The sequence below is a fragment of the Phytobacter sp. MRY16-398 genome (genome assembly GCF_003925915.1).
GTDB lineage: Bacteria > Pseudomonadota > Gammaproteobacteria > Enterobacterales > Enterobacteriaceae > Phytobacter > Phytobacter diazotrophicus.
Genome location: NZ_AP018756.1, coordinates 4,091,391 through 4,106,510, shown reverse-complemented (window position 1 = coordinate 4,106,510; position 15,120 = coordinate 4,091,391). Strand labels below are relative to the sequence as shown.

Genomic DNA, 15,120 nt, shown 5'->3' with positions numbered 1-15,120 from the left:
CTTTCCGTAATACGAAAAAGCGTTACCCCTGAAACGTGAAAAATGCCACAATAGTGGCTGTTTATACAGTGTTTCAGGTTTATCGATGGCCCTCACCGCCGCGCTAAAAGCGCAAATTGCCGCCTGGTACAAGGCGTTACAACAACAGATTCCGGACTTTATTCCTCGTGCACCGCAGCGGCAGATGATCGCCGATGTGGCGAAAACGCTCGCCGGGGAAGAGGGGCGGCATCTGGCCATTGAAGCGCCGACAGGCGTCGGTAAGACCCTGTCGTACCTCATTCCCGGCATTGCCATCGCCCGTGAAGAACAAAAAACGCTGGTGGTCAGTACCGCCAACGTCGCCTTGCAGGATCAGATCTACAGCAAAGATTTGCCGCTGCTGCGTAAAATTATCCCCGATTTGCGCTTTACCGCTGCCTTTGGGCGTGGGCGCTACGTCTGCCCGCGTAACCTGACCGCGCTGGCGAGCACCGAGCCTTCGCAGCAAGATCTGCTGGCCTTTCTGGATGACGAATTAACCCCTAATAATCAGGAAGAGCAGAAGCGCTGCGCGAAGCTGAAAGCCGATCTCGACAGCTACAAGTGGGACGGCTTACGCGATCATACAGATCAGGCTATCGAAGACGATCTCTGGCGGCGGCTCAGCACCGACAAAGCCAGTTGTCTCAATCGTAATTGTCACTACTACCGTGAATGCCCGTTTTTTGTCGCCCGGCGTGAGATCCAGGAAGCCGAAGTGGTGGTGGCTAACCATGCGCTGGTGATGGCGGCGATGGAAAGCGAGGCGGTGCTGCCGGAGCCGAAAAACCTGCTGCTGGTGCTGGATGAAGGCCATCATCTGCCGGATGTAGCGCGTGATGCGCTGGAGATGAGTGCCGAGATCACCGCCCCCTGGTTTCGTCTGCAACTTGACCTTTTCTGCAAGCTGGTGGCGACCTGCCTTGAGCAATTTCGCCCGAAAACCACGCCGCCGCTGGCGACGCCCGAGCGCCTGAATGCCCACTGCGAAGAACTCTACGAACTGATTGCTTCGCTTAACAACATCCTCAATTTATATATGCCCGCCGCCCAGGAGGCCGAACACCGGTTTGCGATGGGGGAGTTGCCCGACGAGGTGATGGCTATTTGTCAGCGGCTGGCCAAACTCACCGATATGCTGCGCGGGCTGGCAGAACTGTTTCTCAACGACCTGAGCGAGAAAACCGGCAGCCACGACATTGTGCGTCTGCACCGGGTTCTGTTGCAGATGAACCGGGCGCTGGGAATGTTTGAGGCGCAAAGCAAGTTATGGCGGCTGGCGGCAATGGCGCAGGCCTCTGGCGCGCCGGTAACAAAATGGGCAACCCGTGAAGTGCGCGACGGGCAACTGCATATGTACTTCCACTGTGTTGGCATTCGCGTCAGCGATCAGCTGGAAAAACTGCTCTGGCGCAGCGTGCCGCATATTGTTGTGACCTCAGCGACCCTGCGCTCGTTGAACAGTTTTTCGCGCCTGCAGGAGATGAGCGGCCTGAAAGAGAAAGCAGGCGACCGCTTCGTGAGCCTGGATTCGCCGTTCAATCATGTTGAGCAGGGCAAAATCGTCATTCCACAAATGCGCTATGCCCCGCTGGTAGAGAACGAGGCGGAACATCTTGCCGAGATGGCGGCTTATTTCCGCGAACAGGTTGAGAGCAACGCTCACCGGGGGATGCTGGTTTTGTTCGCCAGTCAGCGGGCGATGCAGCTCTTTTTGACGTTTGTGACCGATCTGCGCCTGTTGTTGCTGGTGCAGGGCGATCAGCCGCGCTACCGTCTGGTGGAACTGCACCGTAAACGTATCGACGGCGGCGAGCGTAGCGTGCTGGTGGGGTTGCAGTCCTTCGCCGAAGGGCTTGATTTAAAAGGTGACTACCTGACCCAGGTGCATATCCATAAAATTGCCTTCCCGCCTATCGACAGCCCGGTGGTGATTACCGAAGGCGAATGGCTTAAAAGCCTCAATCGATACCCTTTCGAGGTGCAAAGTCTCCCCAGCGCCTCCTTTACGCTGATTCAGCAGGTGGGGCGTTTAATACGTAGCCACAGTTGTCACGGTGAAGTGGTCATTTATGACAACCGCCTGCTCAGTAAAAGCTACGGCAAACGTCTGCTGGACGCGCTGCCGGTTTTTCCTATTTCCCAACCAGATGTACCAGACGTTATAGTGAAGAAACCGAAACAAAGCCGCCGTAAGCGCCGCTGACATTGTGAGCCTGTAAGGAGTTTTGATGGATTACCGCAAAATCATTAAAGAGATTGGCCGGGGAAAAAATCACGCCCGCGATCTGGATTTTGATACCGCCCGGGGGCTTTACACCCGGATGCTGGAGGGTGATGTACCCGATCTGGAATTAGGGGGCATCCTGATAGCTCTGCGTATTAAAGGTGAAGGCGAAGCGGAAATGCTCGGTTTTTACGAGGCTATGCAGCAACGTACGATGCGCCTTACGCCGCCGGTCGCGAAACCGATGCCGATTGTTATCCCAAGCTACAACGGTGCGCGTAAACAGGCAAACCTGACGCCACTACTGGCTATTTTATTGCACAAACTGGGTTTCCCGGTGGTGGTCCACGGCGTCAGCGAGGATCCGACGCGGGTAGTCAGCGAAACCATTTTCGCGCTGCTGGGTATTGAGGCGACGCACCATGCGGGTCAGGCGCAGGCACGGCTCGATGGACATCAGCCAGTGTACATTCCGGTGAGCGCGCTGTGCCCGCCGCTGGAAAAACAGTTAGCGCTGCGCTGGATAATGGGCGTGCGTAACAGCGCTCATACGCTGGCGAAACTGGCCACACCGTTTGAGAAAGACGCCGCGCTGCGCCTTTCCAGCGTGTCGCATCCCGAATACGTCTCGCGTGTGGGGAAATTCTTTAGCGATATCGGTGGGCGAGGTTTGTTGATGCACGGAACGGAAGGGGAGGTTTACGCCAATCCACAACGCTGCCCGCAAATCAATCTGATTGATGCGCAGGGGAGCCGCGTTATCTATGAACGTCAGGATGAACTCACAGATGTCGTTCTGCCTGCGGCCAAAGATGCCGAAACCACGGCTAAATGGATTGAACGCTGCCTGGCCGGAAGTGAGCCTGTTCCTCAGTCGATAAAAATTGAGATGGCGTGCTGCCTGGTGGCAACCGGCGAGTCAGAGACGCTTGAGAGCGCATTAGCGCGTATCGACGCGAGTTTTTAAGCGTGGTTCAAACGAAAAAAAGCCCGTCTCATCACTGGACGGGCCAAAAAGGGTAACAACAACAGGGTCAATGAGGGTTGGAGCAGTGTCCGTCGGAGGGTCGCCGACGGGGTAAAACATTCTTATTTGTAGATAACCGCAGTACCGCTCATTTTATTATTGCTGTTCGCGGACGTGATGCTGTAACCCGTTGCGCCAGCGGCGGCTGCTTTCTCAGCCAGTTGTGCTTCAAGGCCGTCCAGCGTGGTCGCGCCGTCAGCAGAGACTACACCGACTTTATTCATGCTCTGTGCCTGAGACGGGCTGATGGCCTGTGCAGCGAAAGCACCGAAAGAAAGGGTTGAAAGAGCGATAGCGGCTACAGCATATTTGATGGTTTTCATGGTCATAATCTCGCAGGTTATTCTGTTAAGGAGACGTTGTTCCGTCGATGTGATAAGTATCACGGTTTTTTGCGAGAGAGAAAATCTAAGAGAATTGACGACCTTGTTCTAAAAAATTGAACAATCACCAAGTCAATGAAATTATTGTGATTTATTGATGTAAATTATGTGTTTTGCCGTTTCGGCAGCCGCGGGATTTTTTTCTGGCACAGAATGCTACTTTATCTGCGGAATTTTGTGCGCAAGAAAGCAACCGCTTGCGCTGATGAGAGAGGTAAAGAATAGTCAACGAAGCTGGCTATCCTTCGATCCTCTGCGGTTATATCCTGCATGTGTAGAGTTATGTAAATCTTTCTGTTGCTGGCATTGCAGACAGAAACGAACGCCGGGAATCGCTTTGCGACGCGCTTCCGGAATCGGTTCGCCGCACTCTGCACACTCTTTAAGGCTTTCTCCTTTCGGCAAGTCGTGACGCGCACGCGCCACCGCATCTTCAATGGTGCTGTCTATTTGATCCTGTACCGCCCCGTCATTTGCCCAACCGGATGCCATTGTGTTTTCTCCTCAGTGGGTAAGGACATACCAGTATAATATTTGCGCAAATATCCGCCATTTCAATGTGTGGGTGAACGAAACAGTGTCCACCTGGCACATATTTATACCTTAGCGATCATCCGGACGACGCATATCAAAACGCTGCGCGTCGGTAACGGTGTAATAGGCCGTCGGGCCACCCGCGCGCAGGATCGGCTGCGCTTTGGCCGTCTGATAGATGCCATTTTCAAGCAGGGATTCATCAATATGAATGGCAACCGCCTCACCCAGTACCAGCCAGCTATCCAGCGCCTCACCGTTTGCTTTGGTCAGTTGAATGCACTGGGAGAGGCGGCACTCAAAATGCACCGGGCTTTCTGCGACACGCGGTGCTTTAATAATGCGGCTGGCAAGCGGGGTCAGGCCGCTAAAGGCGAACTCATCTTCGCCGTGCGGGAGTGAGGCGGATGTCTCGTTCATTCGCTCCGCCAGCGCACGGGTCGTCAGATTCCAGACGAACTCTTTGGTCTCACAAATATTGCGTACGCTGTCTTTCCAGCCGCTGCTGGCAAAGCCGATAATAGGCGGGCGGTAATTGAAACAGTTAAAGAAGCTGTACGGGGCGAGATTCTGTCGCCCTTCGCCATCGAGCGAGGAGATCCAGCCGATAGGACGCGGGCCGATAATCGCATTGAGCGGGTCGTGGGGCAGGCCATGGCCTTGAGACGGTTCGTAAAAATACATTGCGAGTCCCTTTGGGAAGCGAGTTTCTTTAGCCTCACTTATTTACCCTGCCGCCGTCAACGGGTATCTTACGCCGCTGCCAACAGGAGAAAGCCATGAAAGCCCAGAAGCCGGGATTGCACCCGCGTAACCGTCACAATAGCCGCTACGATCTTGACGCCCTTTGCGCCACGATGCCCCCATTGCGTGAATTTATGATTACCAGTCCGGCGGGCGAACCGACGGTTAATTTTGCCGATCCCCTGGCCGTGAAAGCGCTGAACAAAGCGCTACTGGCGCACTTTTATGGCGTAAAAGAGTGGGATATCCCGCCGGGCTTTCTTTGCCCACCCGTTCCAGGTCGCGCAGACTATATTCACCATCTTGCCGATTTGCTCGCCCAGGACACGGGCGGGGCTGTTCCGTCGCAGGCCAGCGTACTGGATATCGGCACCGGGGCAAACTGTATCTATCCGCTGATTGGCGCCCATGAATATGGCTGGCGCTTCACTGGCAGCGAAGTCGACAATGCCGCATTCGCCAGCGCACAGGCGATTATCAGCGCCAATCCTGGCCTGAGCCGTTCAGTGCGTTTACGTCGACAAAAAGATCCGGCGGCGATCCTGGCGGGCATCATCCATAAAAATGAGCAGTATGATGCCACGCTCTGTAACCCACCTTTTCACGACAGCGCGCAGGCTGCGCAGGCGGGCAGTGAGCGTAAACGCCGCAATCTTGGGCTTGATAATGACGCGGCGCTCAACTTCGGCGGCCAGCAGCAGGAGCTGTGGTGCGAAGGCGGGGAAGTGGCGTTTATCAGCAAGATGATTGATGAGAGCAAACAGTTCGCGCGTCAGGTTCTTTGGTTTACCTCGCTGGTTTCTCGTGGTGATAATTTACCGCCGCTATATCGCGCGCTGACCCAGGCCGGTGCCGTTAACGTGGTCAAAAAAGAGATGTCACAAGGGCAGAAGCAGAGCCGCTTTATCGCCTGGACATTTCAGGACGAGGCCCAGCGCAAGCGCTGGGCGCAAACCCGATTTAAGGCGCAGGTTCAACAGGCGGCTGCGGCGCGTTAACCGCTTGTGGCGCAGGGGTACTGCCCGGCATGGGCAGTATCTGGTAGGTTTGTACCGGCGCCCGAACGTCGGCTAAATCGAAGTGTTTTTTCACCATGCTGTCCAGTGCAAAGCGCACTGTCCACTGTTTGAGCGGCAGCGTGGTGCATGTCACCCTCAGCGTGAACGCGGTATTGGTTAGTCCGACCAGCCCGGCAAATGTCGGCTCGCCAATAATCAGTCCGCGAATATCCTCCATCTCCATCAACTCCGCGACCGCATCTTTTAATGCCTGATTCGCTTTTTCCGTGTTTTCGTGGCGATCCACATCATAGTTGGCGACAACCGAACCGATCCCGCGCACGAAGTTGGCAAAGGTGGTTATCGATGACCACGGAATAATATGGTACGCCCCGGTATCCTGGCGTACGCCAACGGAACGAATTGACATCCGTTCAACCGTACCGGTGAGCGGGCCAATGGTCACGAGATCCCCGGTGTTCATCCCATTTTCAAACTGAATAAAGATGCCGGTAATAATATCTTTCACCAGGGTTTGCGAACCGAAAGAGATCGCCAGACCCAGTGCTCCGGCACCCGCCAGCAGCGGCGCGATATTAACGCCTATCTCCGAGAGCACAATCATCACCGTGATGGTACTGATCACCACCGCCAGCGCGTTACGGAACAGGGTTAACAGCGTACGGGTACGCGCGCTGGGAAGCGGCCTGCCGTGAATATCGGAGGCGAGGCGGTTTTCGATAATGCTTGCCAGCACCGTCCAGCCCACGGCAGAGAAAAACAGAATCAGGGCAATGCGAATAATAATATCAACCGCTTTTTCGCCTGCGCCATAGGTCAGCCAGTACCAGAAATCGAACAGGCCCCAGGCGTTGAGCAACAGCAGTACGGTGGCGCAAACAATGAGGATACGTGCCGCTTTCATCGACGCAGAAAGCCAGCCGTTAAGCCGCTTTTGCAGTTCCGGGTAGTTACGCTGCACCTGCGGTGACAGGGTGATGGTCTTATTAATCCAGCGCGACAGCATGCCGGAAAGAAACGCCGCGATGCTTAAAATCGCCACACTGTGCAATGACGCTCCCATCATAAATTTCAGGCTGTTGCCGGGATCAAAGAGTGAGAAGAAAAACAGCACGATGAAGTAAGCGCTGGCGAGCCAGTGCCAGATAAGCGCGAAAGCGCGAATAAACAGGCTAAAGAAGGCAAGTGAATGGTCCGCCAGATGGATCAGGTTGTGCTGGATAATGCGCTTATTGCGAAAGATCAGATACAGCGCCCAGACGGTAATACAGAGCATGATGGTCACATTAGCCAGCGCGCCTACCTGCACATTCACCTGATTGGAGATAATCGGCACGGCGACAAGCAAACCGTAGCCGATGAGGCTGCTCAGCGCACTGAGTCGCAGATGCCAATAGCGGGCGGTGTCGTCCTCAATACGAAATGGGCGCAGCTCCGGAATGCGTGGACAGAAGATAAGCCTCAGAATGGCTTTAAAGAATTCAATCAGTGCAAAAGCATTTAAAAACAGGCTTTGCTGAAAAGCGATGGTCCGGTTTCCATTATTCAGATTGGCGCTAAGTATCTGACCGACAAACAGCGTTAGCGCCAGCAACAGCAGGTCAACGATAAACGCCCCGATAATCATCGCCGGAAGCTGTAACCAGTTATTGCGCTCGCGGTTTTTATTACGCCCCCAGTAGCCCATTTTGCGGTACAACGGCATCACGGCAAGACGCACCAGCAGCCAAAAGGCGAACACCAGTATGGCGAGCAGTAAAAAATGTCCGGCGGCACTGGTAAAGGTTTCCGGGTTAAACGCCTTATGCGGAGAGCCGGTAATGTTGCGATAGAGTTGAGCAAACCGCGACGCGAACTCTTCACCATAGTGGCTGCTGACTTCCGTAACGTTCTCCAGCACCGTTTTTTGCTCAACGATTTGCGGGGGCGTAATGACGGGGACGGGTTCCTGTGGCGGTGTCGCTGCGACTTTGCGCAGTTGATCAATCAGCTCCTGGCGTGATTGCGGGTTATCCAGCACATCGGCCAGCGCGGCATAGGCGGCTTTTTTCTGCTCAATATCGGGGGTTGGGGTTTCGGCGGTGGGCTGTGTGCTCGTGGCCCCGGTTGTAACGCCGGGAATACCAGCCGCCTGCGCGGGCAGCCAAATAAGACTGATGAGTAACAGGATCCACGGCATGGGTGCCTCCGGCGAGAAAGTCCAGCAAAATGATAAGTATAGATGCCGGGAAACGCGTCGAAGGAAATGAGATAAATCCGGGGAGAAGGGGAGATAACCCTCTTCCCGACGGGAAGAGGGTAGCGACAACTCAGGAGACGTGCTGCAAGAATTCCTGCAAGCGCGGGCTTGGCGGGTTCTCGATAAGCGTCTGTGGATTGCCGTCTTCGGCAATACGGCCTTTATCAATGAAGATCAGACGAGAGGCCACTTTCTCGGCAAAACCGATTTCGTGCGTCACGATAACCATCGTCATGCCTTCTTCGGCCAGATCCTGCATGACTTTCAGGACCTCATGGCGCAGCTCCGGGTCGAGTGCGGAGGTCGGTTCATCAAACAGCATCATCTTTGGTTTTACCGCCAGCGCGCGGGCGATAGCCACACGTTGCTGTTGGCCGCCGGACAACTCAGACGGATAGTGATGCGCACGCTCGGCAAGGCCGACTTTCGCCAGCAGCTCTTTTGCCAGTTTCTCGGCTTCGTCTTTTTTCGCACCGCGCACGCGCAGCGGACCAAACATAACGTTTTCCAGCGCGGTCAGGTGTGGGAACAGATAAAACTGCTGGAACACCATCCCGGCTTCCTGACGGATCAGACGCTCGTCAACTTTGGGATCGTTCACTTTCAGGCCATCAACAATCAACTCACCGCTGGTGATCTCTTCGAGCTTGTTGATGCAGCGCAGCAGGGTAGATTTACCTGAGCCCGACGGCCCGATAATCACCACCACTTCGCCCTGGGTAATGTTCAGGTCGATGTTATGCAGCACCTGGGTTTGACCAAAGTGCTTGGAGACATTTTTAAATTCAATCACAGGATTTTCATCCTTCTTTCAAGACGACGCAAAATAAAGCTCAGCACCAGGGTGATGATCAGATAAACAACCGCAACGGCACTCCAGATTTCCAGGGCGCGGAAGTTGCCGGCGATGATCTCCTGGCCCTGACGGGTCAGCTCGGCGACGCCGATAACAATGAACAGAGAAGTGTCTTTAATGCTGATGATCCACTGGTTACCCAGCGGTGGCAGCATACGACGCAGCGCCAGTGGCAGGATCACGTGGCGGATGGTTTCACCCTTAGACAGCCCCAGCGCCAGGCCTGCTTCACGAAAACCTTTATGAATAGACAGTACCGCACCACGGGTGATTTCCGCGATATACGCGCCCGAGTTAATCATGATGGTGATAACGGCGGCGCTAAAGGGGTCGATACGCAAATCGTTGAATGCCATGGGCAGGGCGAAGTAGATAAACATCACCTGAACAACAATCGGGGTACCGCGAATAATCTCAATAAAAACGAGTGCGATGTGGTTGGCGATCCAGCCGCCAAAGGTGCGTGCGAAACCTGCCGCCAGTCCAATAATCAAGCCGCCAACTAAGCCGAGGACCGAGATCCAAAGCGTCATTTTTGCGCCTTCAATCAGAAGCGGAATGGCAGGCCAAATGGCACTCCAGTCAAACTGCATGATGAATTCCTGTAAACCGTGGTGGAAATATACAAACACCCATAGTGCCGGTTTCCCGGCCTACGGGTGATAAGTCTGCTTACGTAGGCCCGGTAAGCTTAGCGCTGCCGGGCAACACTACCGCACAGAACAAAATATTATTTAGGCTCGGTACCGAACCATTTTTTATAGATTTCGTTGTAAGTACCGTTATCGCGCAGCGTTTTCAGCGCGCCGTTCACTTTTTCACGCAGCTCGTCGCTACCTTTCGGGAACGCGATACCGTACTGCTGTGCTTCCAGTGAATCACCTACCGCTTTGAACTGACCGTTACCTGCGGTTTTGATGAAATAGAGAATGTTCGGGGTATCGTGCAGGACCGCATCAGCACGGTTGGTGCCCAGTTCCATGTATGCGTTGTCGATGTTCGGGAACTGACGCAGGTCTTTGGTTTTGATATTCGCTTTCGCGTAATCAACAGAACCGGTACCGCTCTTCACGGCAACCACTTTACCGTCGAGATCTTTTACGCTTTTTACGTCGTTGTTATTGGCTTTAACCATCACCATCAGGCCGCTTTTGTAGTAGCCATCAGAGAACTCAACCGCTTTCTTACGTTCTTCGGTGATGGTGATACCAGCCAGCGCCAGGTCAACGTTTTTAGTTTGCAGAGCCGGGATGATGCCGCTGAAATCCATCGGCTTTAACTCGTAATCCAGTTTCAGTTCTTTCGCGATAGCGGCCCACAGATCAACGTCGAAACCAACGTATTTGTCACCCTGCTTGAATTCGAAAGGAACGAATGCGGTGTCGGTTGCGACAACCAGTTTGTTTGCAGCCTGGGAAGAAACAGCAAAGGCGAGAGCGAGTGTAGCCAGGGAAAGTTTGAATACAGACTTCATAGTTTTTCCTTTTATATCCACGGGGCGATCCCCTGCGAGAACGTACGCAGTATGAAAAAATCATGCCAGGTTTACAACCTGTTGTTTTGTAAAGAGGCGATCTTCTGAATCTGTGCCCTGAACGAAGCGCAAGTGACGTTATGCACCATTTTGGGGCTTCATATTGGTGCGTATTAACTTCTGCACAGAAAACACGATTATTTAGCGCAGGAATGCACCATTTAACAATCTTTTCTTAACAATTTTGTGAAGTGATGATAACAGTCTGGCGGTCTTTCGGGTGGGGAAGAAAAAAATGATGCACCATAAAAGTGCAAACCCCTTTGCCGGGGCGGCAAAGGGGTCATCTGAAGTATTTATGTTAGCGACAGGGCTTATTCGATGTTGGATTCGATAAACCACAGGAATTTATCCAGGTCGCGTGAAGCAGCGGTAAAGATATCTGCGGTATCTTCATCTTTTGCTTCGCTGATGGCTTTGCGTACATCGTTCGCGACGATAGCATAACGGTCAGCCAGTTCTTTCAGGTGATCCTGGACACTGTGAATGTCCAGCGGGTAACTTTTCAGTGCCGTTTTGCTGTTGATGACCTGCGTTGTGCCCAGTGCGACACCACCTAACTGCACGGCACGCTCTGCCATGGTATCAAGGTGATCAACAAGGGCAGTACGGAAGCCGTCGAGCATTTCATGGACGGCGATGAAGTTAGCACCGCGCATATTCCAGTGGGCCTGTTTTGTGATCAGTGACAGGTCAATGAACTGGATCACCTGGCGATTAAGCAACTCGATAGTCGCTTTTTTATCGCTGTCTGATACATCGTTACGGGTATAAAGCAGATTAGACGCTTTCGTTTTAACCAGTTTAGCGGTACTCATAATCTCATATCCTCTTGATGTTTGTGTCCCAGGTAATTATCGAAACTAAGTATAGCACCAGATTTTTGATTGCTGTTTTGGATATACCTATCGGTTCAATAGCAGCGATAAACATACCTCTATACTGGAGAGTAATAATTATTATTTCGCCATTCACGACGGGTATAAATTATCGGGAACGTGGCTTTGGGATGTAAGAATATATATTGAAGTGTGACAATTTATCGCAATGAAACAGCTTTTATTGGCGTGAATGCTTATTCAGCATGGTACGATAACCATGCTGAATAATAATTATTATCCTATCTCCACCTTTTCGACTTTTACTTCTCTGCGTAGCGTCATGGTTGAGCCTATTGAGGCAATCACAATGCACATCAGCGCGGCAACTTGTTGAAGGGAAAGCGTTTCACTCAAGAAGATCATGCCTGATACTGCCGCCAGGGCGGGTTCCATGCTCATCAGCGTCCCAAAGGTGCGCGTCGGTAACCGGGTAAGGGCAATCATTTCCAGCGAATAAGGCAGTGCGGTCGATAATATTGCGACCGCTATTCCCAGCGGTAGCACAGACCATTGCCATAATAGAGCGCCGGACTGGAAAGTTCCTAAAGGTACAAAAACCAGCGCGGCTATTAATGAACCCAGTGCAACGGTTGCCGGACCATGTTCTTCCCCGGCCTTATGACCAGAAATAATATATACAGCCCAGCATGCGCCTGCGCCGAGCGCATATGCCGCGCCGGTTAAATCGACATGGGAAACATTGTCACCAAGCGGTAATAAATACCACAGACCGAGCACCGCCAGAATGACCCACAGAAAATCAATGGGGCGACGGGAGCCAAAAAGGGCAACGGACAGGGGGCCGACGAACTCCAGCGCAACCGCAATACCCAGAGGTATTGTCTGAATTGAGAGATAAAACATGTAGTTCATCGCCCCCAGCGATAAACCATAGGCCAGAAGGGGCAGGCGCTGTTCGCGGGTAAAACGCAGACGCCAGGGTTTAAAGATAACCACCAGAATCAGCGTACCCAGTGCCAGACGGAGCGCGGTCATTCCCGGTGCGCCCACTATCGGAAATAGCGATTTTGCCAGTGATGCGCCCCCCTGTATCGAACACATCGCAATGAGCAACACCACCACAGATAACCAAACCGGTATCTTACGAGACGACCCAGGCATCCTTTCTCCTGTCAAATTATGTCAATCAAAGTAAAACCTGCAGTCTACTTGAAATAGCCCCGGCTGGTTGAGACTTTGTTGAAAAACAGCGGCTAAAAATACGTAAAATAGATGACAGTTGATGGTTAATTAACCTGTCCGATTAGGAATAATCTGGATGAACATGCCGGGTAACACGCTTCATAATGGCATGTCCTGCGGAAAAATGACCGTTTAATGAAAGAGTTAGTAAGCTTATGAAATGTTCTGTTACATGAAATGGGCCATTAGACATCGTTTATCCCAAAGAGTTTCTTAACAATTTTTGATATATTTAAAACTTAGGATTTACTTGAAGCACATTTGAGGTGGTTATGAAAAAAATTGCATGTCTTTCAGCACTGGCCGCTGTTCTGGCGGTATCCGCAGGTTCCGCTTTTGCAGCTACTTCCACTGTTACCGGTGGTTACGCACAGAGCGACGCTCAGGGTGTAGCGAACAAAGCAAACGGCTTCAACCTGAAATACCGCTACGAGCAGGACAACAACCCGCTGGGTGTTATTGGCTCCTTCACGTACACTGAAAAAGATCGCACTGAAGATGGCGTCTATAACAAAGGCCAGTACTACGGTATCACTGCAGGTCCGGCTTACCGTCTGAACGACTGGGCAAGCATCTACGGTGTTGTAGGTGTTGGCTACGGCAAATTCCAGCAGACCGTTGACACTGCTAAAACTTCCGATACCAGCGACTACGGCTTCTCCTACGGCGCGGGTCTGCAGTTCAACCCGATGGAAAACGTTGCACTGGACTTCTCCTACGAGCAGTCTCGCATTCGTAGCGTTGACGTAGGCACCTGGATCGCAGGCGTCGGCTACCGTTTCTAATTCGGCTGGCAATAAAAAATCCGCCTCAAGGGGCGGATTTTTTTTGCCTGCTATTCAGAAATTCGCTTAGCGGTGCGTATCGAAAACATCGGTCGCCAGGCGGTCGTAGTCAATTTTCTGTAACTTAAAGTTGGTAATGTAGACTGGCCCGGCTTTTTGCTCGGACATGAACGGGTAAGAATTTTTAATCTCTTGTGTGGTAATCCCCGTCCACTGCGAGAAGAAGCTCAGGAAATCGTTCGCAGAACGGCGCGCTTTAATCACCCGATGCTTTGTGTCATCGCTCGACAGCACCATAAACGGCACCTGGAAGTTTTGTTTAAACAGGTCGTCATGCGCCAGATATTGCACATCCGTCCCACGCTCTCTGAATGTCAGACCATGGTCAGAGAAGTAGACCATTGAGAAACTGTCATTCGTGGCGACCAGTTGGGAGTAGAGTTTACCCAGCAGTTCATCCGTTGCGGTGATGGAATAGAGATAGCAAGAGGTCTCTTTTGACTGGACGAACTCGCTGTATTTACCGCCGGAGCGCTCGCAGGTTGAAGGGTGTGAGCCCATCAGATGCAGCACAATTAACTGCGGCTGGTTGCGTTTGGTTGCCAGTACCTGATTAGTCAGCTTAAGCAGATCGTCATCACGGGTGTTTTTATCCGCTTCGAAATCACCGCTTTTCAGGAACTGCACTTCATCCGCGCGTTTCGCGATACTGGCAATGGCGGTGTCGTACTCGCCAATTTGCCCCTGATTGGAGAACCACCAGGTCTGGAAGCCCGCACGGTTTGCGAGGGTGACAAAGTTATCCTGATACTGCGGCTTATCATCGACCACACGGTTGAGCGTCAGGCCCAGCGATTTCTGTGTCGAGCCGCTGGCAGAGATGTAATCCATAAAGAATGTGCCATTGGCCTGGCTTTCGAACGGCGTGTTGTTCCAGTGGCCGCCAAAGGCGCCCGCCGCGTCACGGCGTACACTCTCGCCAATCACCACCACATAGGTGTGATACTTTGGTTTGACGCCAAGGACGGTCCAGGTGTCCTTCATACTGGCGAGCTGCGCCATGTTTTCCTGCTCTTTCACCACTTCGTAGTTGTTCACTGCCACATCGCGCACGAAGCGCAGCACCGGAACGCCGGTATCAATGAGCCTGAACTCAAAGCCGCGGAAGTGGTTTTGTACCGGGCCAATAAAATAGGACGCAACGCAAAATACCACGCCGAGCGTATCCCATTTCAGCCACGGGGTTGACGGCTGCGTTACCCGGCGACGCATTGACACAATACCCATCGCAAAGATAAATGCGCCGATAGCGTAGTGGTGCCACGGGAAAATAGTCAGAATCTCCGTCGACTCTTCCATATTGGTCGAGTGCAGGGCCAGCAGGGTATTAAAGTTCGGTGCGCCATAGGCCTGGCCAAACGGGAAATAGCTGGCGGCGACAAGCGAGGTAATACCGATGACAATTTTTTGCGCCCGGGGCGCATGCCGCCACAGTACGCACAGAGCACAGGTAAAGACCACGGCGTACAGGACACTAAATTCATAACCAAGAGCAAAATTAATCAACATTGACTGGAGAAAGTAGAAACCTGTCCACGGATTGATCGTCTGGCTGCGGAAGGCAACGGATTCTTTAAGGATTATGCTCATAGATTACTTCACGAAAA

The 15,120-nt window shown here is 52.6% G+C and carries 14 protein-coding genes; 4 read left to right on the top strand and 10 right to left on the bottom strand.

The window, feature by feature from the left end; genetic code table 11:
* Window positions 1–85 precede the first annotated feature (85 nt).
* Window positions 86–2,227, top strand: a complete 2,142-nt coding sequence (gene dinG / locus MRY16398_RS20185) for an ATP-dependent DNA helicase DinG (RefSeq protein WP_071195609.1) — start codon at window positions 86–88, stop codon at window positions 2,225–2,227.
* Window positions 2,228–2,252: 25 nt separating this feature from the next.
* Complete coding sequence (gene ybiB / locus MRY16398_RS20180) at window positions 2,253–3,215, top strand: DNA-binding protein YbiB (protein ID WP_039077211.1); 963 nt, start codon at window positions 2,253–2,255, stop codon at window positions 3,213–3,215.
* 122 nt (window positions 3,216–3,337) lie between these two features.
* Here ybiB and ybiJ read toward each other — a convergent pair whose 3' ends face one another.
* From ybiJ to MRY16398_RS20160, 3 genes are all read right to left on the bottom strand, one after another.
* Entirely contained in the window at window positions 3,338–3,598 is a 261-nt protein-coding gene (gene ybiJ, locus MRY16398_RS20175; RefSeq protein WP_039077264.1) for a DUF1471 family protein YbiJ, read from the bottom strand.
* A gap of 285 nt (window positions 3,599–3,883) precedes the next feature.
* Window positions 3,884–4,150, bottom strand: coding sequence for a DksA/TraR family C4-type zinc finger protein (locus tag MRY16398_RS20165; RefSeq protein ID WP_039077210.1), 267 nt, complete (start codon window positions 4,148–4,150; stop codon window positions 3,884–3,886).
* A gap of 111 nt (window positions 4,151–4,261) precedes the next feature.
* Entirely contained in the window at window positions 4,262–4,876 is a 615-nt protein-coding gene (locus tag MRY16398_RS20160; RefSeq protein WP_039077209.1) for a flavin reductase family protein, read from the bottom strand.
* A 95-nt stretch (window positions 4,877–4,971) separates the two neighbouring features.
* Here MRY16398_RS20160 and rlmF point away from each other — a divergent pair, with 95 nt between their 5' ends.
* Window positions 4,972–5,934 carry a 23S rRNA (adenine(1618)-N(6))-methyltransferase RlmF gene (gene rlmF, locus MRY16398_RS20155; RefSeq protein WP_125125074.1) on the top strand — a complete coding sequence of 321 codons (963 nt, stop codon included), beginning with the start codon at window positions 4,972–4,974 and terminating at the stop codon, window positions 5,932–5,934.
* Here rlmF and ybiO read toward each other — a convergent pair.
* The 6 genes from ybiO to rhtA all read right to left on the bottom strand — a co-directional run bounded on the left by ybiO (window position 5,897) and on the right by rhtA (window position 12,587).
* A complete protein-coding gene (gene ybiO / locus MRY16398_RS20150; protein ID WP_071195612.1) occupies window positions 5,897–8,134 on the bottom strand; it encodes a mechanosensitive channel protein in 2,238 nt (745 codons plus the stop codon). The two genes, rlmF and ybiO, sit on opposite strands and share 38 nt — an antisense overlap.
* A gap of 130 nt (window positions 8,135–8,264) precedes the next feature.
* Window positions 8,265–8,987 (bottom strand): glutamine ABC transporter ATP-binding protein GlnQ, encoded by a 723-nt coding sequence (gene glnQ / locus MRY16398_RS20145; RefSeq protein WP_039077206.1) that lies wholly within the window; start codon window positions 8,985–8,987, stop codon window positions 8,265–8,267.
* Window positions 8,984–9,643, bottom strand: coding sequence for a glutamine ABC transporter permease GlnP (gene glnP / locus MRY16398_RS20140; RefSeq protein ID WP_071195613.1), 660 nt, complete (start codon window positions 9,641–9,643; stop codon window positions 8,984–8,986). The genes glnQ and glnP overlap by 4 nt, the downstream gene beginning before the upstream one ends.
* A 137-nt stretch (window positions 9,644–9,780) precedes the next feature.
* Window positions 9,781–10,524: a glutamine ABC transporter substrate-binding protein GlnH gene (glnH, locus tag MRY16398_RS20135; protein WP_039077204.1), complete on the bottom strand. Its 744-nt coding sequence runs from the start codon at window positions 10,522–10,524 to the stop codon at window positions 9,781–9,783.
* Window positions 10,525–10,898: 374 nt separating this feature from the next.
* On the bottom strand, window positions 10,899–11,402 hold the full coding sequence (gene dps, locus MRY16398_RS20130) for a DNA starvation/stationary phase protection protein Dps (protein WP_039077203.1): 504 nt from the start codon (window positions 11,400–11,402) through the stop codon (window positions 10,899–10,901).
* A gap of 297 nt (window positions 11,403–11,699) precedes the next feature.
* Entirely contained in the window at window positions 11,700–12,587 is an 888-nt protein-coding gene (gene rhtA / locus MRY16398_RS20125; protein WP_071195614.1) for a threonine/homoserine exporter RhtA, read from the bottom strand.
* 353 nt (window positions 12,588–12,940) lie between these two features.
* On the opposite strand from rhtA, the gene ompX reads away from it, so the two are divergent.
* The gene (gene ompX / locus MRY16398_RS20120) at window positions 12,941–13,453 is read left to right on the top strand and encodes an outer membrane protein OmpX (protein WP_039077201.1); all 513 of its coding nucleotides are present in this window, start codon (window positions 12,941–12,943) and stop codon (window positions 13,451–13,453) included.
* Window positions 13,454–13,519: 66 nt separating this feature from the next.
* Here ompX and MRY16398_RS20115 read toward each other — a convergent pair whose 3' ends face one another.
* Complete coding sequence (locus MRY16398_RS20115; protein ID WP_039077200.1) at window positions 13,520–15,103, bottom strand: phosphoethanolamine transferase; 1,584 nt, start codon at window positions 15,101–15,103, stop codon at window positions 13,520–13,522.
* Window positions 15,104–15,120: the final 17 nt, after the last annotated feature.

Coding starts and splice junctions, on each gene's coding strand:
- dinG (WP_071195609.1), top strand. CDS start 86: ATGGCCCTCACCGCCGCGCTAAAAGCGCAAATTGCCGCCTGGTACAAG.
- ybiB (WP_039077211.1), top strand. CDS start 2,253: ATGGATTACCGCAAAATCATTAAAGAGATTGGCCGGGGAAAAAATCAC.
- ybiJ (WP_039077264.1), bottom strand. CDS start 3,598: ATGAAAACCATCAAATATGCTGTAGCCGCTATCGCTCTTTCAACCCTT.
- MRY16398_RS20165 (WP_039077210.1), bottom strand. CDS start 4,150: ATGGCATCCGGTTGGGCAAATGACGGGGCGGTACAGGATCAAATAGAC.
- MRY16398_RS20160 (WP_039077209.1), bottom strand. CDS start 4,876: ATGTATTTTTACGAACCGTCTCAAGGCCATGGCCTGCCCCACGACCCG.
- rlmF (WP_125125074.1), top strand. CDS start 4,972: ATGAAAGCCCAGAAGCCGGGATTGCACCCGCGTAACCGTCACAATAGC.
- ybiO (WP_071195612.1), bottom strand. CDS start 8,134: ATGCCGTGGATCCTGTTACTCATCAGTCTTATTTGGCTGCCCGCGCAG.
- glnP (WP_071195613.1), bottom strand. CDS start 9,643: ATGCAGTTTGACTGGAGTGCCATTTGGCCTGCCATTCCGCTTCTGATT.
- glnH (WP_039077204.1), bottom strand. CDS start 10,524: ATGAAGTCTGTATTCAAACTTTCCCTGGCTACACTCGCTCTCGCCTTT.
- dps (WP_039077203.1), bottom strand. CDS start 11,402: ATGAGTACCGCTAAACTGGTTAAAACGAAAGCGTCTAATCTGCTTTAT.
- rhtA (WP_071195614.1), bottom strand. CDS start 12,587: ATGCCTGGGTCGTCTCGTAAGATACCGGTTTGGTTATCTGTGGTGGTG.
- ompX (WP_039077201.1), top strand. CDS start 12,941: ATGAAAAAAATTGCATGTCTTTCAGCACTGGCCGCTGTTCTGGCGGTA.
- MRY16398_RS20115 (WP_039077200.1), bottom strand. CDS start 15,103: ATGAGCATAATCCTTAAAGAATCCGTTGCCTTCCGCAGCCAGACGATC.